We start from the raw sequence: 21,039 nt of genomic DNA, 5'->3' as shown, positions 1-21,039 counted from the left end.
CTGCGTGTTCATCGCCGTTAAGCTCGCCTATCGTGACCGATTCCCAGGCAGCTGTGCCAGATCCGCTCCTCGCGTGCGCAGCAGCCATCGCAGAACGCACCGGCGTCGAACGCCACGATGTCGCGGTGGTGCTCGGCTCGGGTTGGGCGCCCGCGGTGGCCGAACTCGGTGACCCGGTCGCATCGGTGCCGATGGCCGAGGTCCCGGGCTTCACGCCGCCGAGCGCGGAGGGGCACGGCGGCCAGGTGCACTCGGTGCGCGTCGGCGACCGTCGGGTCCTGGTGCTGGCCGGGCGCATCCATGCCTATGAGGGCCATGACCTGCAGCATGTGGTTCATCCGGTGCGGACCGCCGCGGCCGCGGGCGTGTCCACGGTCGTGCTCACCAACGCCGCGGGCGGCCTGCGTGCCGACTACCAGGTCGGCCAGCCGGTCCTGATCAGCGACCACCTCAACCTCACCGCACGGTCGCCGCTGGTCGGGGCGCAGTTCATCGACCTGGTCGACGCCTACTCCCCCAGGCTGCGGGCTCTGGCGCGGGAGATCGACCCGTCCCTGGCCGAGGGCGTCTACGCCGGGTTGCCGGGCCCGCACTACGAGACCCCGGCCGAGATCCGCATGCTGCGCACCCTGGGCGCCGACCTGGTCGGCATGTCGACGGTGCACGAGACGATCGCCGCCCGGGCGGCGGGCCTGCAGGTATTGGGAATCTCGATGGTGACCAACCTGGCCGCCGGGATGACGGGTGAGCCGCTCAGCCACGCCGAGGTGCTCGAGGCCGGGCGTCAGTCCGCGACCCGGATGGGTTCCCTGCTGGCTTCGGTTATCGCACGCCTCTGACCTGCCATCCGGGCCATGACCCTGGCCATCAGCGGCGCCGCGAACAGCATCAGCAGGACCCGCAGCACCTGGGCGGCGATGATGAAGGTGACGTTGGAACCGGTTTCGACCGCGGTGGCCAACACCGCGTAAACCCCGCCGGGACTGGTCGCGAGGTAGCCCTCGAGTTGGGTCATTCCCGTGACATTGGCCAGCACGACGCCGAGGCCCGCGGTGGCCGCGCCGAGCACCACGATCAGCGTGAGTGCCAGCGGAAGAATCCGCCCGATCGCGCGTAGCGATTCGCGGGTGAAGGCGATGCCGGCCTGCCAGCCGATCACCATGTAGGCCGCCTGCACCAACAGCACCGGGACCGTCAGCCCGAAGGACAGACCGCTGAGTTGCAGTGCCACCGTCAGGGCCAGCGGGCCCAGGAGTCCGGCGCCGGGCAGCTTGGCCCAGCGCCCGCCGACGATGCCGACAGCGACGATGGCGGCCAACATCAGCAGGCTGAGATACCAAGGTGCCGAATCGGTTTGATCCGGAGACCCGGCCGGGTTGGCTGCCGGATGCGACCGATCGGCGTGAAACACCAGGGTCACCACGAGCGGAATGGTCGCGGTGACGAGTGCCACCCGCAGGTACTGGACGACGGAGACGACGCGATCGTCACCGCCGAGTTCGCGGGCGATGGCCACCAGGCCCGACGCGCCACCGGCGACCAGCGCCAGTGACCCGGTCAGCGGGCTGACATCGCGGTGCAGGCCGAGCAATCCACCGGCGAAGACGCTGAGCAGCAACGTGGCCACGGAGATCACGAGCACGATCAGCCAGTCCGAGCGGAGCGCGCCGACGGCGTCCTGACGGACCATCGTTCCGATGTAGACACCCAGCACGCCTTGGGCGATCACCCCGGCAGGGGGCGGCATCCGGTCCGGGGCCAGCGAGGCCAAGGCCAGCGCGACGCCCACCAGGAGCCCAGCGAACAGGGCGGCCGACGGAACGCCGACGAGGTTGAGCGGAACGGTGACGGCGACAGTCGCGATGACCAGCAGCACCCACCGCAGAATCCGCGTCATCCCCGTCTCGCACCTCCTATCGAAATAGTAAGGGATTCCTTTGCACTTTACGCGTCCGGGACGGCAGCTAATGCTCCGATAAGCGGCAATGCCAAGGTATAACTTGTCTATGTCTGCAACATCAGCGACTGAACTGCGTGAGTCGATGATGGCGGTGACCCGCCAGATGCGGCGACACCGTCCCGATCACGGCCTGACCTTGAGCCAGCTGGAGCTGCTCGGCGAGGCCAGTCGCAGCGGAACCACCACTCCGGCCGAGATGGGCGCCCGGTTGCACGTGCGGGCGCAGTCGCTGACCGACAGCATCAACGAACTCGTCCGCCGTGACCTGATCGCCCGGCGTCCCGACGACAACGACCGTCGCCGCCAGCTCATCGAGATCACCCCAGAAGGCACGGCGTTGCTGCAGGCCGACCGCGCCGAACGCGACGCCTGGCTGCACGCGACCATGCGGGAGAACCTGACGGATCTGGAGTTCGACCTGCTGATGCTGGTGGCACCGGTCCTGCGCAAGCTGGCGTACGCGGACGCCGCTGCGGGCACACTTGGACCATGACCTCCATCGCGACCGCCGCCGCCGATTGGATCGCACATGACCCCGACCCGCGAACCGCGGCCGAACTGTCCGCCTGCAGTCCCGATGAGCTCGACCGCCGATTCAGCCATCCGCTGACCTTCGGCACCGCCGGGTTGCGCGGCCCCTTGCGGGGTGGGCCCGATGCGATGAACCTGGCCGTCGTCATGCGCACCACGTGGGCGCTGGCCCAGGTCCTCAAGGACAGGTGCCTGGGCGGGTCCCACGTGGTGGTCGGCCGCGACGCTCGGCACCAGTCCGACGAATTCGCCCTCGCCGCCGCCGAAGTGCTTGCCGCCGAGGGTTTCGACGTCCTGCTCATGATGGCGTCGGTCCCGACGCCGGTGGTCGCGTACACCGTGCGGCACCTGCCCGCGGCGGCAGGCATCCAGATCACGGCATCGCACAATCCCCCGACGGACAACGGCTACAAGGTCTTTCTCGACGGCGGTATGCAGATCATCTCCCCCGCCGACCGCGAGATCGAGGCCGCAGTGGCCCGGGCTCCGCACGCCGACGAGATCCGCAGGGCCGCAGTGGAAACCAGCGGCCGCAAGCAGATCTACGGCTATCTGGAACGGGCCGCGCGGGTGCGCCGCAGCACCGGCTCCGTGCGGGTCGCGCTGACCCCGCTACATGGCGTCGGTGGCGAATACGCCCTTGACGCACTGGCCCTGGCCGGTTTCGACGACGTGCATGTGGTCGAGGAACAGTTCAACCCCGACCCGGACTTCCCCACCGTCAGCTTCCCCAACCCGGAGGAGCCCGGGGCGGTCGACGCACTGCTGGCCCTGGCCGACGACGTCGACGCCGAGATCGCGATCGCACTGGATCCCGATGCCGACCGGTGCGCCGTCGGGGTGCCGGGACCGGACGGGTGGCGCATGCTCACCGGTGACGAAACCGGCTGGCTGTTGGGCGATTACATCTTGTCCCAGCTCGAGCCCGGCCCGGTCAGCGAAGCCGCGCTGGTGGCGAGCACGGTGGTGTCATCCCGGATGCTGGCCTCCATCGCCGCGTCGCACGGAGCCCGGCACGCCGAAACCCTCACCGGATTCAAATGGCTGGCCCGCGCCCAGACGCCCGGCACCACCCTGGTCTACGCCTACGAAGAGGCGATCGGGCATTGTGTCGACCCCGCCTCGGTCCGCGACAAGGACGGGATCACAGCGGCGATCCTGGCCTGCGATCTGGTGGCCGCACTGCGCGATCAGGGCCGCACGATGCTCGATGCCCTCGACTCCCTGGCCAAGGTGCACGGCGTGCACGTCACCGGTGCGGTCAGCCGCCACGTCGACGACGCCGAGACGGCGATGGCGCGCTTGCGCTCCGGCCCGCCGACCGAGCTGGCCGGCATCGCCGTCACCGTCGACGATCTCCTGGAGCGGCGCGGCCAGCAACGTACCGACGCGCTGATCTTCACCGGCAGCGACGCGGGCACGTCGGTCCGGGTGGTGGTGCGCCCTTCGGGGACCGAGCCGAAACTCAAGTCCTACACCGAAGTCCGCTGCGCACCGACCGATGATCTGAATACCGCCCGGGCCCATGCCCAGAAGCTCAGTCAGGACCTCGCCGACGCCGCGGCGCGCTGGTAGCGGCGAATCTTCAGTCCGGCCTCAGCGCGGGCCGAACTGGCGGTCCCCGGCGTCGCCGAGTCCCGGGACGATATAGGCGGCTTCGTTGAGGCCTTCGTCGATGGTGGCGGTGATCAGCCGCATTTCGGGGGCGACCTTCTCTATCGCGGCGATCCCCTGCGGCGCGCACACCACACAGACCGCGGTGATGTCGACGGCGTTGCGTTCCCGCAGCAGATCGATCGTGTAGGCCATCGACCCACCGGTCGCCAGCATCGGGTCGAGCACGAACACCGACCGGGTGCTCAGGTCTTCGGGCAGCGAGGCCAGGTACGGCGTCGGCTGATGCGTCGTCTCGTCGCGCGCCATCCCGACGAATCCCACCTGCGCTTCGGGGATCAGGGCGTGCGCCTGGTCGACCATCCCCAGCCCGGCCCGTAGCACCGGGACCAGCAGCGGTGGATTGGCCAATCGCGAACCGGTGGTGTCGGTCACCGGGGTGCGCACCGCGATCTGCTCGGATGCCGCGTCACGAGTTGCCTCGTACACCAGCATGAGGGTCAGGTCGCGCAGTGCCGAACGGAACCCCGCGTTGTCGGTCCGCTCATCCCGCAGGGTGGTCAGCCTCGCGGCTGCCAGGGGGTGGTCGACGACGCGTACATCCATGCGCTGACCTTAACGGTCGGTGCCGCTGCCGTGCAGGTGGATCCGGGCACGGTTCCACGGACCACGGACTACGGGTTTTCAAGGGTCCGCCATGGAGTTCTGCGAACCAGTCTGAGGTGACGCTCAATTTTTGTCCCCGACTCTGGAGATCCGATCATGACGAAAGTCGCTGCCGCCCCGTCGACCGATGTCACACCCGTCCGATGACCCTGACCATCGGCGCCGGAGACCTCAGCGCCGAGTCTGACGCGCAACTGGCAGCCAGGTTCGTCCGGGAAGCCATGCCGTTCCACACCGTCCTGTTGCGCAGTGCGCGGCGACTGACGCACAGCCAGGCCGATGCCGAGGATCTGGTTCAGGACACACTGATGAACGCCTACACCGGTTTCCGACGGTTCGAGCCGGGTACCAATCTGCGGGCCTGGCTGTTCCGCATCATGCACAACCGGTGGATCAGCGCGCACCGGATGAAGCAGCGCCGTCCGGATACCTTCGCGGTCGCCGACATCACCGACAGCGACATGTTCGGCAATGCACTCCACTCCACGACCGCCGAGCGCTCCGCCGAGGACCGGGCGCTCGACGTGTTCTGCGACGACAGGATCCGGGATGCGGTACTGACGCTGCCCGAGGGTTTCCGAACGGTCTTGTACTACGCCGACATCGAGGGCTTCACCTACGCCGAAACCGCCGCACTCATGGAGATCCCGGTGGGAACGGTGATGTCGCGCATCGCTCGCAGCCGCGAACGGCTGAGGGCGGCTTTGAGCGACGAAGACGACGACACCCGACGTGTCGCATGACAGAACAACGGAAGGACGCCATGGAATCCGGAGCGGAACTCACGGGATATCGCGCGCTGGTCACCGGAGGCACTGCCGGCATCGGATTGGCCTGCGCCGACCTGCTGGCCCGGGCGGGCGCCACGGTGACCATCACCGGAAGGGACGAACAGCGGGGACGTGACGCCGCGGCCGCACTCGGCGGCGACGTCCGGTTCATCGGTGCCGACCTCGCCGACCTGGATTCGGTGCAATCGCTTGCCCGGCAATGTGATCAGCTGGACATCCTGGTCAACAACGCAGCCGCCTTTCCCGGCGCACTCACCGTCGACCAGGACGTCGCCTCGTTCGAGCAGACCTTCGACACCAATGTGCGCGGCACCTACTTCCTGGTGGCCCAACTGGTGGGCGGCATGCTCGACCGCGGTCGCGGCAGCATCGTCAACGTCACCTCGATGGTCGCGTCGAAAGGGGTGCCCGGCGCCTCGGCCTACAGCGCCTCCAAAGCGGCCGTCGAATCGCTGACCCGCACCTGGGCCGCCGAATTCGGTTCCGGCGGTGTGCGGGTCAACAGTGTGGCACCGGGGCCGACCCGCACCGAAGGCGTCGAGGCCCAATGGGGCGACACCAACGAGGAACTCGGCCGCGCCCTGCCGTTGGGCCGCACCGCCACCCCCGAAGAGATCGCCCACGCGGTGCTGTTCCTGTCCTCACCGCGGGCAGCGTTCATCACCGGCTCGACGCTGCATGCAGACGGTGGCGGCACCGCGATCTGAAGCCAGATCAGGGGAACCGATCGGGGCCGGCGGGCGTCCTAACCACATGCCCGCCGAAATCCTGCGCGCCGACATGGCGGCCATCCGCACCCTTGGCGATGCCCTCGACGCGCACGCCGCCGATCTCAGCGCCGTGGTCGCTGCCCTGCGGTCGATTCCGTCACCAGGGGCTGCTCTCGGTCCGATAGGCGATCGGTTCGCGGCCGCCTTCGCCGACGCCGTCGACGCCCACAGTGATGCGGTCGCGGCGCTGGGTTCGTGTACCGGCGCCGGGGCCGTCAGCGCCGGGAACACCGCCGCCGGCTTCGACGCTGCCGGTCAGCGGGCCGCTCAGCTGTTGCCGCGGGTGTAGCCGTGCCCGCGTCCGCCATCGCGCTGGCCGCGCCGCTCTACGAGCTGAGGGCTCTGGTCGGCGACGGCTGGCCGGCCCACAACCCCGCCGCGACCGCACTGGACGGGGCGCAGGCCGCCCTGTCGAATATCGCGGTCGCGCTCACGCGGTCGTGGGAGCGCACCGCGGGCGATTGGTCGGGGACGTCGGCGACGGCGGCGGCGTACTTCGCCTCGGACACCGCGGCGGAAGCCACAAGCCTGGCCTTGCGTGCGCAGGCTTTGAGCGTCGCGGCCAGGGACGCGGGTTCGGCTGTGGCCCAGGCCCGGTCCCGGCTGCAGACGATCATCGCGCACTTCGAGGAACGTGCCGCGGCACTGACCCCCCACCTCGATGAACCGGGGGTGGCGCAGGAGTTGCAGGCCGAGGCGCGACGCGCGGTGTCCGAGGCCTCGTCCGTCGTCGAAGAACTGCGTGCCGAACTGGACCGTCAGGCGGGCGCGGTTGCCGCCCCGGCCTCGGGCTCGTCGCCGGCGGCCGGAATGCGCCCGGCCTCAGCGGGGTTCTCGGCAGGCTCGGGCGGTATCGCGCCGGCCTCGGCTGGGCGGTCTTGGGGTGCAGCGGCAGATCTCCCGGCAGCTTCAATCGGTGATCGCGCCGAAGCCGCAGTCGGGCTACGCGACCCGGGCATGTTCGGCGACGGCGTGGCGGTGCGGCTGCCCGACGGCAGCACGTCCGTGGCACCCAATGCCGTGGCGGCCAGCGCGGTACGGCACGCGCTCACCCAGTTGGGCGTGCCCTACCGTTGGGGCGGCACCACACCGGGCGTCGGCCTGGACTGCAGCGGGCTCACCCAGTGGGCCTATCACGAAGCCGGATTGGACATTCCGCGGCTTGCACAGGAGCAGGACATCGGCAAGGCGGTGTCACCCGGAACGCTACGGCCGGGCGACCTGGCGGTATGGGACGGGCACGTCGCGATGATCGTCGGCGCGAACACGATGATCGAAGCCGGCGATCCGGTGAAGTTGTCACCCGTCCGAACCACGAACGCCGGTCAGGGCTTTCAGGGATTCTGGCGGCCCACGGTGTGAGTGAGCATCACGGCATCGCCGCCGCGAGCGCGATGTGCCCTTCGAAATCCAGCTCGGCGGCCATCGCGTGATAGCGCTCCCGATAGTCGACGTAGGTGGCCTCGTCGCCGCGCGCCCTGGCCAACAGTGCCCGCACCCGCAACAGCCAGATGTCGCGCACCACCAGTGCGTCGTCGGCCGGCGCGGCGGCCAACCGATCGATCACGGCTTCGGCAGCGGCGAGATCGCCCTCGGCCGCGCGATCGATCAGTGCCTCGGCGACAACAGCTGTGGTGGGGGTGCCCCACGCGAGCAGTTGCCCCTCGCGGGCCATCTGGTCGAGGGCAGCACACATCTGCGGTATCGCCTGGTCATGGTCTCCATTGCGGACCCGTTCGCGCGCCAGGTACACGTTGACCAGTGGTAGTTCCCCGAGGTTGTGCCGCTGGCGTTCCAACACCTCGCTGACCTCGGCCAGGAGGACCTGCCCGCGATCACGCTCCGCGGCCGGCCCGCGATGCACCAGCGCGATACCGAGGGCGAACCGCGCGAAGGCCAGCGCCATGTCATTGCCGGATCGTTCGGCAATCCGTAACGCATCCTCGCTCTCCCGCACCGCGCGGTCATCGGCGTACAACACGCCATTGGATATCCCCGGGAAGTAACCCACCGCGACAACCGCGGCGTAGGTCAGCGGGTCGGCGGTGTGGGCCATGGCGATGCCATGGCGCAGGTCGTCCCGCCAATCAGGAAGCCCCAGGCAGTAGCGGGCTGTCGCCCGCGATGTCAGCGCAAGCGCCAACGGGGACCCGAAGATGAAATTGCCCTTGAACGGATCGCCGCCGGCCAGGTCGATCATTCTCTGCGACCACCTCAATACGTCGGCGTACTCCCCACTTTCGACCTTGGCGAAGACCGCCGGGTAGGACAGACCTACCGTCAAGGTCTCGTCAGCGACCGACTCGATGAGGGCCATGGCTTCCGATGCCAACTGCGATGCCTGACGAATCTGGCCCTGATACGCGTGGTCCATCACCAGCCCGGCCATGGCGATCGCCAGAGACGGCTTGTCCCCGGCTCCCGTACACAACGTGCGCAATTCGGCGAAGCGGGCACCGGCGCCATGTGCACGCAATCGATAGGCGGTCGCGCACAGCATGGCGCGCGGGGCGATGCGCATCGCCGCGCGGTCCTGATCGCCGGTGGGCAACGCGTCGGCGATCGTTCGGGCCCGCTCCCAGCTGAGTCGTGCTGCGGTGATGTCGCGGCCCCTGGCCCACGTCGCGGCGCGCATGTGCCAGCCGTACGCGGCGTGCAGATCGCCTGCGGCCTCGAGATGCTCGGCGATCAGGGCGGCGTTCTCATCGATCGACGCGGGTTCACGCCGTTCGAGTGCGGCCGCCACCCGCCGGTGCATCTCGGCGCGATCGGATCTGAGTTGCGACTCGTAGGCCACGGCGCGAATGAGCGGATGGTGGAAGACGTACTCGGGTTGTCGGGTGAACCCGACCTGGTCGATGAGCTGGGCCGTCACGAGGTTGTCGACCTCCGGCTCGACGCCCAACGTCATCAGCAGATCACCGCCGAATCGTGAACCGACCACCGCCGCCGCGGTCAGCGCGCGTTTGGATTTCGCGTCGAGCCTGTCGATGCGCGCACCGATGATCGCCTGCAAGGTCGCGGGCACCGTCACCTCGGCGACCGCTGCCGTCGACCGGTATGCGCCGACCTCACCGCGCAGCACCCCGCGCTCGGCCAGGTCCCGCACCATCTCCTCGGCGAAAAATGGAGTGCCCGCGGCCCTTTCGATGATCATCTGATTAATGGCTGCCACCGAGGGATCCGAACCGAGCAGCTGCGACACCAGCGCGGCAGTCTCCCCGTCGCTCAACGGCTCCAACGCGAGCGTCGACGCGCCGGGCACCCGGGTGAGCGCTCCCCCGTACTCGGGGCGGTACGTCACGACGACCAACGAGGGCGTCTGCGCGATCACCGTGAGGAACTCGGCCAGCATCGACTCGCTGACCTCGTCGATCCAGTGGGCATCCTCGATGAGGTACAGCGCCGGGCTCTCCCGTGCCATCGCCGCGGCGTGCACCAGTGCGGTCAATCGCCGCCGCCGTGCGTCCGGATCTATCCGGGGCAACGGCTCATCGGGATCGGCGAAGCCCAGCAGGTCGGCAAGGAGGACCAGGTCCTCGGGATCTGCCCCAGAGAAGCTGTCGTGCAATCGATCACGAGCAGTCTGCCCATCGCACCCGGCCGTTCCCGTGGCCGCGCGCAAGAAACCAGCGACGACGTGAAACGGGATCTGGCCGGCGTGGGACTCGCAGAAGGTCGTGAAGACTCCGACACCGCGCGCGAGCGCGGTGGCCGAAAGCTCGCGCACCAAGCGGCTTTCCCGATGCCCGGCTGCCCCACGACGCCGACCACCGCGCCATCGCCGGCAATGGCACGGTCCAACAGCACGTCAACGGCGCTCATCTCCGACCGTCGACCGACGAGGGTCGACTCGGCCCGCTTGATGATCCGATCCTGCCGCATGCCGATCAGCCGGCAAGCCGGCACCGGATGGTCGGCACCCTTTATCCGCACCCACTCGGGCTCACCAAGAATCGCGTTGCCCTCGACCAGTCGCGCGGTGGACGCGCTCAGCATCACGCCACCGGGCGGCGCGACCGATTCCATCCGCTGTGCCATCCCGACCTGCTCGCCGATGGCGGTGTAGCCGAGTGAACCCGAACGAATCTCTCCCGCGATCACCTCACCGGAGTTCAGGCCCACCCGGAGCAACAGCTCCACACCGTCGTGCCGGTGAATCTCGACCGCAAGCCGTTCCGCTTCGTCCTGAATACCCAACGCCGCCAGACAGGCGTGGACGGCGTGATGCTCCAACGCCAGCGGCGCGCCGAACACCGCCATGATTCCGTCGCCGGTGAAACTGCCGACGGTGCCGCCGTAGCGGCTCACCACCGCGGCTGACCGCGTCACCAGGTCGGTCATGATCTCGCGCAGCCGTTCGGCACCCACCGCTGCGGCGATGTCCATCGAGTGCACGACGTCGGCGAACAGCACGGTGACCTGTTTGTACTCCGCCAGCTGCGCCGTGCGTGCGATCGGCGCACCGCACTGACTGCAGAACTTGGCGGTCGCACCTACCTGAGCGCCGCATGCCCCGCAGGAGAGATCGGCGGCTGCCGGTTCGCGGTCCCCGACCTCGGCCACGCCGATATTGTTTCACCGCAGGTCAGCCGTGTCCGCCGATTCGTTGCCGGCCCGGTACCGCCGAACCGCGCCCCGAAGGGGAGACAACCTGACTGGCGTCCAGGGCACCCCATTAGGCTGTGCCGCATGGCTGCTGACATCGTGCCGGTCCGGCTCGGGCTGACCAAGGGCGACCTTTACACACTGTGGGCTCCGCGTTGGCGGGATGCCGGCGACGAGTGGGAGGCCTTCTTGGGCGAGGGTGACGCCCTCTACGCGTTCGAATCGGTCGCCGACCTGGCGGCGTTCGTCCGCACCAACAGCGACAACGACCTGGCCGACCACCCGGCGTGGGGCAAGCTGACCGCAGCCAATGCGCACAAGCTGCAGCCGTCGGAGGATCGCGAGTACGACGTCGTCGGCGTGCCCGACCTGGTCGCCGACAAGCCGACCGAGGAGTCCGTCGCGAGCCTGCACCGCACTCTGGTGGTGGTGTCGTCGCTCGGCTCGGTGTGCGAACTGGCGGCCATCAGCAAGTTCTTCAACGGCAACCCCATCCTCGGCACCGTGGGTGGCGGGCTGGAAGGCTTCACCGGTCGCTCCGGACGCAAGCGCTGGGCCGAGATCGAAGCCGTGGTCGCCCGCGGCTGGGACGGCGTGCTCGACGCCATCGACGAGATCGTCACCATTCCCGAGGAAATCGACGCCGACGCGGTCAAGAAGGCCGAGGCCGAGCTCGAGGAACCGGCGCCGGAGGAGGACGAGGACGACCTCGCGGTGGACACCGACGACGCAGAGGGCGACGAGGACGAGACCGCGGACGCAGTCGAGCCTGTGCGCAGCGCTGCCGACACCGCCGTCCTCGGTGGCGACGAGGACTTCTGGCAGAAGGTCGGTATCGACCCGGTGCGCATCATGACCGGCTCGGGCACCGTCTACACCCTGCGCTGCTACCTCGACGACGATCCGGTCTTCCTCGGCCGCAACGGTCGCATCAGCGTGTTCAGCTCCGAGCGCGCACTGGCCCGCTACCTGGCCGACGAACACGACCACGACCTGTCGGACCTGGCCACCTACGACGACATCAGGACCGCCGCCACCGACGGCTCGCTGCGGGTGGACGTCGCCGAGGAGAACATCTACGTCCTCAGCGGCATCTCCGACGACATCGCCGACGGACCCGACGCGGTCGACCACGACCAGTTGGAGTTGGCCGTCGAGCTGCTGCGCGACGTCAGCGACTACTCCGAGGACAAGACCGTCGACGAGACCCTGGCGGGCACCAAGGCGCTCGGCAAGTTCGTGAACTACGTCCTCGGCGACGAGAACGCCCGCCAGCCCGAGGCCCCGTACGCCGAGGCCGTCGAGCAGTGGGACGCGCTGGAGCGTTTCGTGGAGTCGCGCCTGCGGGCGGAGTAGCCGTTGCGGCGATGAGTTCTGGCCGCGTCAGCGGTCAGAACCCTCATGACCGCATCGACCAGCCTCTCCACTCACACCGTCACGGTTCCCGGCGCCCGTCTGCACTATGAGGTCCGTGGGACCGGCCCGTTGTTGCTGATCCTCGGCGCCCCGATGGCGGCCGCCGAGTTCGCGCCGCTGGCCCACGCGCTGGCGGGTGACCACACCGTGGTGACCGCCGACCCGCGCGGCGTGGCCGGCAGTCCTCTCGACGATCCCGAGCAGGATTCGACGCCGGAACTGCGGGCCGCTGACGTCGTGGCGATCCTCGATGTCCTGAACGCTCCCTCAGCCGATGTGTTCGGCTCGTCCGGCGGCGCGGTGACAGGGCTGGACTTGGTCGCCCGGCACCCCGACCGGGTGGGCATTCTCGTGGCGCACGAGCCTCCGCTGCTCGAGTTGTTGCCCGACGCCGCCGAGCAGCGGGCCGCCACCGACGACATCATCGCCACGTTCTCCCGCGACGGGATGTTCGCGGCGTGGGCGAAGTTCATGGCCAACGCCGGCTTCGACATGCCGAGCGGTGGGCCGGAGATGCCCGCACCGAGCGAGCAGGAGCTGCGCGACGCGGCGCACTTCTTCAACCACGAACTGCGGCCCACCACCCGCTACCTGCCCGACCTCGAGGCGCTGAAGAACGCGCGGGTGCTGCTCGGGCTCGGCGAGGAATCGGGGCACCTGTTGACCCGGCGGACGACGACGGCGCTCGCCGATCTGTTGGGTACGCGTCCGGTGATGTTCCCGGGTGACCATGGTGGATTCATGGGCGCCCCAGGGGCTTTCGCCGACACGCTACGTGCGGCGCTGACCGGCGAGCCGGTCTAGCAGGGGTCGCCGGGCGGGGTGAAGTAGGGCACGCCCTCGACGGTGTAGCACGGGACCTCGCCGGGCACGTACGGCACGTGTGCCGCCGCGACCGCAGCGCCGGTGGCGACATCGCCAGCGACGTTCGTGCATCCACCGGCGGAGAAGTGGCGACCGTCGGCCCCGGCGCACACGTCGGCACCCGCCGGGGCAGCCACGACGACCGGCAGGAACACCGCGGCGCAAGCCAGAACTGCACCGGACAACACGGTTGTGATGGGTCTGGCCATGGCTACTCCTCGTGGACCACCGCTGTTACCACTACATCCTGAGCCAATGCCCGCCCCGGCGCGGCGATTCGGCCAACGCGGTGACTCAGCCGACGAGCACCGCGTACCGGGGTTTGATCACCTCGTCGATCAGTGCGAGGCGCTCGTCGAACGGGATGAAGGCGGACTTCATCGCGTTGATGGTGAACCGCTCCAGGTCGCTCCAGCCGTAGCCGAAGGCCTCGACCAACCGCAGCATCTCCTGGCTCATGGTGGTGTCGCTCATCAGCCGGTTGTCGGTGTTGACCGTCACGCGGAACCGTAGCCGTGCCAGCCGGTCGAACGGGTGCTCGGCGATGCTGGGCGCCGCCCCGGTCTGCACGTTGCTGCTGGGACACATCTCCAGCGGAATTCGCTTGTCGCGCAATATGGATGCCAGCCGGCCCAGCTGCTGCGTCCCGTCGTCGAGTTCGGTGATGTCGTCGACGATGCGCACCCCGTGCCCGAGCCGGTCCGCCCCGCAGAACGCGATGGCCTCGTGGATCGACGGCAGGCCGAACGCCTCACCGGCGTGAATCGTGAAGCGCGCGTTGTTTCCTCGCATGTACTCGAACGCGTCGAGGTGACGCGTGGGCGGGTATCCGGCCTCGGCCCCGGCGATGTCGAAGCCGACAACGCCCTTGTCCCGGAACCGGATTGCCAGCTCGGCGATCTCACGGGAGCGGGCGGCATGGCGCATGGCGGTGACCAGGCAGCGCACCGTGATGGTGCGCCCCTCGGCCGAGGCCGCCTTCTCGCCGTCGGCGAAGCCGGCCAGCACGGCGTCGACTACGTCGTCCAGCGACAGTCCACGATCGATGTGCAGCTCGGGAGCGAACCGGACCTCCGCATAGACGACGTTGTCCGCGGCCAGATCCTCGACGCACTCGAACGCGACGCGGTGCAGGGCCTCGGGGGTCTGCATGACTCCGACGGTGTGGGCGAACGGCTCCAGGTAGCGCACCAACGAGCCGCTGTGGGCGGCCGTGCGGAAGAACGTGGCCAGCTCGTCGACCTCGGTGGCCGGCAGATCGTCATAGCCCAGCTGACCGGCCAGGTCGAGCACGGTGGACGGTCGGAGTCCGCCGTCCAGGTGGTCGTGCAGCAGGGCCTTGGGAGCGTGCTGGATCTTGTCCAGACTCAGCGGCGTACTCATCACTCCATCATGCGCACAGCGGGCGGTCGGCACCGATCATTCAGGCTGCGACCCGCTCAATAATCGGTGACGAAACAGGTCGAGCACCTGGTCGAGCGCCGCTCGGGTGGGTTGCCCGGGCTCATCGATGAGGTGTTCGGTGAGCACCGAATGCGGCGGCATCGTCGCGGCGGGGTTGGCGTCGGCATCGTCGAGTTCGACCGCCACGAATGCGTCGCCGAGCTGCTCGCGCAAGAAGCCGAAGCGGTCCTGCGGCACCAACCGATCCCCGGTGAAGCGCAGACCCAACACCGTCAGGCCGCGGGCGCAGCGTTGCTTGACCACGGCCAGGTCGTCCGCAGAGATGTCGATCGACCCACGTTGACCGGCCGTCAGCCCGATCGGCATCGACGGCTGCGACAGCACCGGGGCGAGCAAGACTTCGTCGGTCGCCATTGCCAGGGCGTAGCCACCGGTGAAGCACATGCCGACGGCGCCGACACCGGGCCCGCCGCACCGCTCGTGTTCGTGCCTGGCCAGCGCACGCAGCCAGTCGATGACCGGAGAGGTCCGGCCGGTCGCCAGCGTGACGAATTCCCGGCTGATGCAGGCTGGCACGAGGGTGCCGACCGCATTCGCCAAGAAGGCGACCCGGCCATGTGCGTCCGGGTCGGGATCCCGCCCCGGCACTCCGAACAGGTGCGGAAGGACTGCGGTGCAACCGATCCCGCTGACCTGGCGGGCGAAGTCGAGGACTTTGGGGGTGATACCGGGCATTTCGGCGATGACGATGACCGCCGGGCCGTCGCCACGCCGAAAGATGGTGCGGGTCTTGGATTGGTGGGTGAACTCTGACCGTTGGAAATCCGAGAGATCGTCGTCGGGCACCATCTGTGCCTAGCAGTTGGGCACCCGATTGGCCAGAGCGGCGACGGCGAGATTCACCGAAAGTTGTGGATACCTACATGCGGTCGATGATCAATGGCCGCCGGGTGGGCGCGGCATCGCCGATCGTCCAGGCGCCGTCGAGTTCGGCGAGCGCCGCGGGCAGCCGCTCAGCGGTCTCGGTGTACAGGGTGAACAGCGCCTCTCCGGCGGCCACCGGCTCCCCCGGTGTGCGGTGGATCCGCACGCCCGCGCCGAACTGCACCGGTTCACCCGGCTGAGCACGTCCGGCGCCCAACCTCCAGGCCGCCAGCGCCACGCCCATGGCATCGAGATCGCCCATGAAGCCGCCGTGCGGGGCCGTCACGGTCTCGCTGGCCGCCCCGATGGGCAGCTCGCGGCTCAGGTCCCCGCCCTGGGCCTCCACCAGCGCACGGAAGCAATCCAGCGCGCTGCCGTCCCGCAGGGTCTCGGCCGGGTCGGCGCCGTCGATGCCGGCCGCGTCGAGCATCTCCGTCGCCAGCGCCAGCGTCAGTGCGACGACGTCGGGCGGCCCGCCGCCGGCCAGCACCTCCAGCGATTCGGCGACCTCCACCGAGTTGCCGACGGTCCGGCCGAGTGGGCAGTTCATGTCGGTCAGCAGGGCCCGGGTGGGGACTCCGTTGGCATTGCCCAGGCCGACCATGGTGGATGCCAGCTCGCGCGACTCGGCCTCGGTCTTGAGGAACGCGCCGCGGCCGACCTTGACGTCCAGGACCAGGGATCGCGCGCCCTCGGCCAGTTTCTTGCTCATCACCGAACTCGCGATCAGCGGCAGCGACTCGGTGGTGCCGGTGACGTCGCGTAGCGCGTAGATCTTGCGGTCGGCCGGCGCCAGCTCGCCTGCCGCGAAGACTGCGGCACCGATATCCCGAAGTTGTTGCCGGATCTGGGCTTTCGACAGCTCCGCGGTGAATCCCGGGATCGCCTCCAGCTTGTCGAGCGTTCCCCCGGTGTGCCCGAGCCCACGCCCGGCCGCCTGCGGAACGGCGGCACCGCAGGCCATCACGACCGGCAGCAGCGGAATGGTGATCTTGTCCCCCACCCCACCGGTGGAGTGCTTGTCCACCAGGGCAAGCGGCTTGCCGTCACGACGAAGATCGGTGAAGTCGAACCGCACTCCGGAGTCGACCATGGCCGCCGTCCACCGGGCGATCTCGGCCGGTGCCATGCCTTTCAGGAAGATCGCCATCAGCAGCGCCGACATCTGCTCGTCGGCGACCCGGCCGTGGGTGTAGCCGTCGATCACCCAGTCGATTGCGGCGTCGGACAGCACACCGCCGTCACGCTTGGTCCGGATGACGGTCGGCGCGTCGAGATGAGGCATGGCCGTCAACCTACTCGCCGGTAACTAACCGGGCCCCGGAGTTGTTGGACCACTTGGCCTTACCTGCGCATCAGATCATCGGGCCCGAAGGCGTCGGGCAGCAGCTCGCGCAGCGGTCGCGCGCCGCCCGGGTGGTCGATGAGCAGCTCCGGCCCACCGTGTTCGAGCAACACCTGCCGGCAGCGCCCACAGGGCATCAGCAGACCCCCGTCCGGGCCCACACACACCAGCGCGACGAGCCTTCCGCCACCCCCGGAATGCAGGGCGCAGGCCACAGCGCACTCGGCACAGAGACCTAGGCCATATGAGACATTCTCCACATTGCATCCGGCCACGATCCGGCCGTCGTCGACCAGAGCCGCCGCCCCCACCGGAAAGCCCGAATAAGGCGCGTAGGCGCGGGTTGAAACTTCGATTGCCTTGTTACGCAATAGTTTCCAGTCGATTTCGATCGTCATGCGACAACCCCGGACGTAGGCTCTGAATGCATTCCGAAACCTCAATTCCTGACCCGCACATTAAGATAGGTAAGCCTAACTTTTGCGTGTTTAGCGGGTCGAACTGCTCAACCGTAATTCGTTCGCCACTACAAATGGGTTTAGAGTCGCCCCGAGGTTTGGGGCTAATTAACAGGCAGTCCCAGACGTCCCACCGATGGCGTTGGAGGGCCCGATGAGTACTCAGACGGAGGTACCGGCTCCGCAACCCAGGAAAGCACGACGGCGCACCCTTTATCGCGGTGATCCGGGAATGTGGTCCTGGGTGCTGCACCGTATTACCGGTGCCACGATCTTCTTCTTCCTGTTCGTACACGTCCTTGATACCGCGTTGGTCCGGGTGAGCCCGCAGGCCTACAACGAGGTTATCGAGACGTACAAGACCCCCATCGTCGGATTGATGGAGATGGGCTTGGTCGCCGCAGTGCTATTCCATGCACTGAACGGCATCCGTGTCATCCTCATCGACTTCTGGCAGCAGGGTCCCCGCTACCAGCGGCAGATGCTCGCGGTCGCCGTCGGCGTCTTTGCCGTGGTCCTCATCGCAGCACTAGGAGTTCTCGGTATGCACATGGCGGAGCGGTTCCTGTGAGCGCGCCAGGAGCGGGCGAGTCGCGGTTGGGCCGTCCGGCACCGGTGATGGAACGTGAGCACGACCGGCCGGCCGCGCTGGACCACCCGCGCGCGCCCCGTCGTCCCCGCGGTATCCCCTACTTCGAGAAGTACGCCTGGCTGTTCATGCGGTTCTCGGGTCTCGCGCTCGTCTTTCTGGCGCTGGGCCACCTGTTCATCATGCTGATGTGGCAGGACGGCGTGTACCGCATCGACTTCAACTACGTCGCACAGCGCTGGGCCTCCCCGTTCTGGCAGATCTGGGACATGGCCCTGCTGTGGCTCGCGATGATCCACGGGGCCAACGGCCTGCGCACCATCATCGGCGACTACGCCCGTAAGAACGTCACGAAGTTCTACCTGAATTCGCTGCTTCTGCTGGCGACAGGGTTCACGTTGGTTCTGGGCACCTACGTCCTGGTCACCTTCGACCCGAATATTGGGGGCTAACCAATGATTCAGGAACACCGCTACGACGTCGTCATCGTCGGTGCCGGCGGCGCCGGCATGCGCGCAGCCGTCGAGGCCGGTCCGCGCGTCCGTACCGCCGTGCTGACCAAGCTGTACCCGACGCGATCCCACACCGGCGCAGCCCAGGGCGGCATGTGCGCCGCGCTGGCCAACGTCGAAGAGGACAACTGGGAGTGGCACACCTTCGACACCGTCAAGGGTGGCGACTACCTCGCTGACCAGGACGCCGTCGAGATCATGGCCAAGGAGGCCATCGACGCGGTGCTGGACCTCGAGAAGATGGGCATGCCGTTCAACCGGACGCCCGAGGGCCGCATCGACCAGCGCCGGTTCGGCGGGCACACCCGCGACCACGGCAAGGCCCCGGTGCGCCGGGCCTGTTACGCCGCCGACCGCACCGGCCACATGATCCTGCAGACGCTGTACCAAAACTGCGTCAAGCACGACGTCGAATTCTTCAACGAGTTCTACGCACTGGACATCGCGCTGACCGACACCCCGACGGGCCCGGTGGCCACCGGCGTCATCGCCTACGAGCTGGCGACCGGCGACATCCACATCTTCCACGCCAAGGCGGTCGTCTTCGCCACCGGCGGTTCCGGCCGGATGTACAAGACCACCTCCAACGCCCACACGCTGACCGGCGACGGGCTGGGCATCATCTTCCGCAAGGGACTTCCCTTGGAAGACATGGAGTTCCACCAGTTCCACCCGACAGGCCTGGCCGGCCTGGGCATCCTGATCTCCGAAGCCGTGCGCGGCGAGGGCGGGCGTCTGCTCAACGGTGAAGGTGAGCGCTTCATGGAGCGCTACGCCCCCACCATCGTCGACCTCGCGCCGCGTGACATCGTCGCCCGCTCGATGGTGCTCGAAGTGCTCGAAGGCCGCGGTGCCGGACCGAACAAGGACTACGTCTACATCGACGTGCGTCACCTCGGCGAGGACGTGCTGGAAGCCAAGCTGCCCGACATCACCGAGTTCGCCCGCACCTACCTGGGTGTGGACCCGGTGACCGAACTGGTGCCGGTCTACCCGACCTGCCACTACGTCATGGGCGGCATCCCGACCACGATCCACGGCCAGGTGCTGCGCGACAACACCAACGTCATCCCGGGCCTGTACGCCGCCGGTGAATGTGCGTGTGTGTCGGTGCACGGCGCCAACCGCCTGGGCACCAACTCGCTGCTGGACATCAACGTGTTCGGCCGCCGCGCCGGTATCGCCGCCGCGGAGTACGCCGCCAACCACAATCACGTCGACCTGCCGGAGAACCCGGCCGACATGGTCGTGGGCTGGGTCGGTGACATCCTGTCCGAGCACGGCCACGAGCGCGTCGCCGACATCCGCACCGCCCTGCAGCAGTCGATGGACAACAACGCCGCAGTGTTCCGCACCGAGGAAACGCTCAAGCAGGCGCTGACCGACATCCACGCACTCAAGGAGCGGTACAGCCGAATCACGGTGCACGACAAGGGCAAGCGCTACAACAGCGACCTGCTCGAAGCCATCGAGCTGGGCTTCCTGCTGGAGCTGGCCGAGGTGACGGTGGTCGGTGCGCTCAACCGCAAGGAGTCCCGCGGCGGGCACGCGCGTGAGGACTACCCCGACCGCGACGACACCAACTACATGCGGCACACCATGGCGTACAAGGAGGGCAACGACCTGCTCTCCGATATCCGGCTGGATTACAAGCCCGTGGTCCAGACCCGCTACGAGCCGATGGAGCGGAAGTACTGATGAGCGCCCCAGTCATCGACAAGCCCGAAGCCGGCGACCCGGAACTGCCGCCCGTCCCCGATGGCGCGGTCATGGTCACCCTCAAGATCGCCCGGTTCAACCCCGAGGACCCCGACGCCGCAGGCTGGCAGAGCTTCCGGGTTCCCTGCCTGCCTTCGGACCGGCTGCTGAACCTGCTGCTCTACGTAAAGGGCTACCTGGACGGCACGCTGACCTTCCGGCGCTCCTGCGCCCACGGTGTGTGCGGGTCGGACGCCATGCGGATCAACGGCGTGAACCGGCTGGCCTGCAAGGTGCTCATGCGGGACCTGCTGCCCAAGAAGGCGGGCAAGCAGCTCACCATCACCATCGAGCCGATCCGCGGCCTGCCCGTGGAGAAGGACCTCGTGGTGGACATGGAGCCGTTCTTCGACGCCTACCGCGCGGTGAAGCCGTACCTGATCACCAGCGGCAACCCGCCCACCAAGGAGCGCATCCAGAGCGCCACCGACCGGGCCCGCTACGACGACACCACCAAGTGCATCCTGTGTGCGTGCTGCACCACCAGCTGCCCGGTGTACTGGAGCGAGGGGTCGTACTTCGGGCCGGCTGCGATCGTCAACGCGCACCGGTTCATCTTCGATTCGCGTGACGAGGCGGCCGCCGAGCGGTTGGACATCCTCAACGAGGTCGACGGTGTGTGGCGCTGCCGCACCACGTTCAACTGCACCGAGGCCTGCCCCCGTGGCATCCAGGTGACGCAGGCGATCCAGGAGGTCAAGCGCGCGCTGATGTTCGCGCGCTGATTCTCTGGGCGTCGACTCTGCTTGGCGGGCGTCGACTCTGCGCTCAGATCGTGTTTTCGAGGGGAATCACGATCTGAGCGCAGAGTCGGCGCCCGTTTTGCACT

General features: G+C 68.2%; 20 protein-coding genes and 1 pseudogene. 13 read left to right on the top strand and 8 right to left on the bottom strand.

Annotated elements, in window-relative coordinates; genetic code table 11:
• Positions 1-32: 32 nt before the first annotated feature.
• The gene (locus TX88_RS10245; protein WP_244438401.1) at positions 33-839 is read left to right on the top strand and encodes a purine-nucleoside phosphorylase; all 807 of its coding nucleotides are present in this window, start codon (positions 33-35) and stop codon (positions 837-839) included.
• Here the strand turns inward: TX88_RS10245 and TX88_RS10240 are convergent.
• Positions 785-1,897 carry an AbrB family protein gene (locus TX88_RS10240; protein WP_044516521.1) on the bottom strand — a complete coding sequence of 371 codons (1,113 nt, stop codon included), beginning with the start codon at positions 1,895-1,897 and terminating at the stop codon, positions 785-787. The two genes, TX88_RS10245 and TX88_RS10240, sit on opposite strands and share 55 nt — an antisense overlap.
• A gap of 109 nt (positions 1,898-2,006) precedes the next feature.
• Here TX88_RS10240 and TX88_RS10235 point away from each other — a divergent pair, with 109 nt between their 5' ends.
• Entirely contained in the window at positions 2,007-2,453 is a 447-nt protein-coding gene (locus tag TX88_RS10235; protein ID WP_244438400.1) for a MarR family winged helix-turn-helix transcriptional regulator, read from the top strand.
• Complete coding sequence (locus tag TX88_RS10230; RefSeq protein WP_044516518.1) at positions 2,450-4,066, top strand: phospho-sugar mutase; 1,617 nt, start codon at positions 2,450-2,452, stop codon at positions 4,064-4,066. The genes TX88_RS10235 and TX88_RS10230 overlap by 4 nt, the downstream gene beginning before the upstream one ends.
• A 21-nt stretch (positions 4,067-4,087) precedes the next feature.
• On the opposite strand, the gene upp is transcribed toward TX88_RS10230, so the two are convergent.
• Positions 4,088-4,711 (bottom strand): uracil phosphoribosyltransferase, encoded by a 624-nt coding sequence (gene upp, locus TX88_RS10225; RefSeq protein ID WP_044516517.1) that lies wholly within the window; start codon positions 4,709-4,711, stop codon positions 4,088-4,090.
• Between the two features lie 203 nt (positions 4,712-4,914).
• Between upp and TX88_RS10220 the strand changes: the two genes are divergently transcribed.
• The 4 genes from TX88_RS10220 to TX88_RS10205 are packed head-to-tail and all read left to right on the top strand — an operon-like array spanning position 4,915 to position 7,694.
• Entirely contained in the window at positions 4,915-5,514 is a 600-nt protein-coding gene (locus TX88_RS10220) for a sigma-70 family RNA polymerase sigma factor (RefSeq protein WP_044516515.1), read from the top strand.
• Complete coding sequence (locus tag TX88_RS10215; RefSeq protein WP_244438399.1) at positions 5,511-6,269, top strand: SDR family NAD(P)-dependent oxidoreductase; 759 nt, start codon at positions 5,511-5,513, stop codon at positions 6,267-6,269. The genes TX88_RS10220 and TX88_RS10215 overlap by 4 nt, the downstream gene beginning before the upstream one ends.
• 46 nt (positions 6,270-6,315) lie before the next feature.
• On the top strand, positions 6,316-6,621 hold the full coding sequence (locus TX88_RS10210; protein ID WP_244438398.1) for a hypothetical protein: 306 nt from the start codon (positions 6,316-6,318) through the stop codon (positions 6,619-6,621).
• Positions 6,622-6,623: 2 nt separating this feature from the next.
• Positions 6,624-7,694, top strand: coding sequence for a C40 family peptidase (locus tag TX88_RS10205; protein WP_044516513.1), 1,071 nt, complete (start codon positions 6,624-6,626; stop codon positions 7,692-7,694).
• 7 nt (positions 7,695-7,701) lie between these two features.
• Here the strand turns inward: TX88_RS10205 and TX88_RS10200 are convergent.
• Positions 7,702-10,898, bottom strand: a pseudogene (locus tag TX88_RS10200) (AAA family ATPase).
• Between the two features lie 126 nt (positions 10,899-11,024).
• Here TX88_RS10200 and satS point away from each other — a divergent pair.
• Positions 11,025-12,296, top strand: a complete 1,272-nt coding sequence (gene satS / locus TX88_RS10195) for a protein export chaperone SatS (RefSeq protein ID WP_044516512.1) — start codon at positions 11,025-11,027, stop codon at positions 12,294-12,296.
• 45 nt (positions 12,297-12,341) lie between these two features.
• On the top strand, positions 12,342-13,160 hold the full coding sequence (locus TX88_RS10190) for an alpha/beta fold hydrolase (RefSeq protein WP_044516510.1): 819 nt from the start codon (positions 12,342-12,344) through the stop codon (positions 13,158-13,160).
• Here the strand turns inward: TX88_RS10190 and TX88_RS10185 are convergent.
• From TX88_RS10185 to TX88_RS10165, 5 genes are all read right to left on the bottom strand, one after another.
• Entirely contained in the window at positions 13,157-13,429 is a 273-nt protein-coding gene (locus TX88_RS10185; RefSeq protein WP_044516509.1) for a hypothetical protein, read from the bottom strand. The two genes, TX88_RS10190 and TX88_RS10185, sit on opposite strands and share 4 nt — an antisense overlap.
• An 85-nt stretch (positions 13,430-13,514) precedes the next feature.
• Positions 13,515-14,603 carry an adenosine deaminase gene (locus tag TX88_RS10180; RefSeq protein WP_044516508.1) on the bottom strand — a complete coding sequence of 363 codons (1,089 nt, stop codon included), beginning with the start codon at positions 14,601-14,603 and terminating at the stop codon, positions 13,515-13,517.
• A gap of 36 nt (positions 14,604-14,639) precedes the next feature.
• Positions 14,640-15,470, bottom strand: a complete 831-nt coding sequence (locus tag TX88_RS10175) for a dienelactone hydrolase family protein (protein ID WP_044519271.1) — start codon at positions 15,468-15,470, stop codon at positions 14,640-14,642.
• A 73-nt stretch (positions 15,471-15,543) separates the two neighbouring features.
• A complete protein-coding gene (locus TX88_RS10170) occupies positions 15,544-16,833 on the bottom strand; it encodes a thymidine phosphorylase (protein WP_084621855.1) in 1,290 nt (429 codons plus the stop codon).
• Positions 16,834-16,892: 59 nt separating this feature from the next.
• Entirely contained in the window at positions 16,893-17,291 is a 399-nt protein-coding gene (locus tag TX88_RS10165) for a cytidine deaminase (protein ID WP_044516506.1), read from the bottom strand.
• 214 nt (positions 17,292-17,505) lie between these two features.
• Here TX88_RS10165 and sdhC point away from each other — a divergent pair, with 214 nt between their 5' ends.
• From sdhC to TX88_RS10145, 4 genes are read left to right on the top strand one after another with little or no spacing between them, the layout of a single operon-like run.
• A complete protein-coding gene (gene sdhC / locus TX88_RS10160; RefSeq protein WP_084621995.1) occupies positions 17,506-17,922 on the top strand; it encodes a succinate dehydrogenase, cytochrome b556 subunit in 417 nt (138 codons plus the stop codon).
• A gap of 47 nt (positions 17,923-17,969) precedes the next feature.
• Complete coding sequence (locus TX88_RS10155) at positions 17,970-18,392, top strand: succinate dehydrogenase hydrophobic membrane anchor subunit (protein WP_003882378.1); 423 nt, start codon at positions 17,970-17,972, stop codon at positions 18,390-18,392.
• Positions 18,393-18,395: 3 nt separating this feature from the next.
• On the top strand, positions 18,396-20,150 hold the full coding sequence (gene sdhA / locus TX88_RS10150; RefSeq protein WP_044516502.1) for a succinate dehydrogenase flavoprotein subunit: 1,755 nt from the start codon (positions 18,396-18,398) through the stop codon (positions 20,148-20,150).
• A complete protein-coding gene (locus TX88_RS10145; RefSeq protein WP_044516500.1) occupies positions 20,150-20,935 on the top strand; it encodes a succinate dehydrogenase iron-sulfur subunit in 786 nt (261 codons plus the stop codon). The genes sdhA and TX88_RS10145 overlap by 1 nt, the downstream gene beginning before the upstream one ends.
• The last annotated feature ends 104 nt before the right edge of the window (positions 20,936-21,039 follow it).

The sequence above is a fragment of the Mycolicibacterium septicum DSM 44393 genome, assembly GCF_000455325.1.
In the GTDB taxonomy this organism is placed as follows: Bacteria; Actinomycetota; Actinomycetes; order Mycobacteriales; family Mycobacteriaceae; genus Mycobacterium; species Mycobacterium septicum.
Note: the sequence above shows the minus strand (reverse complement) of the source record. Positions and strands in the feature narration are given on the sequence as shown.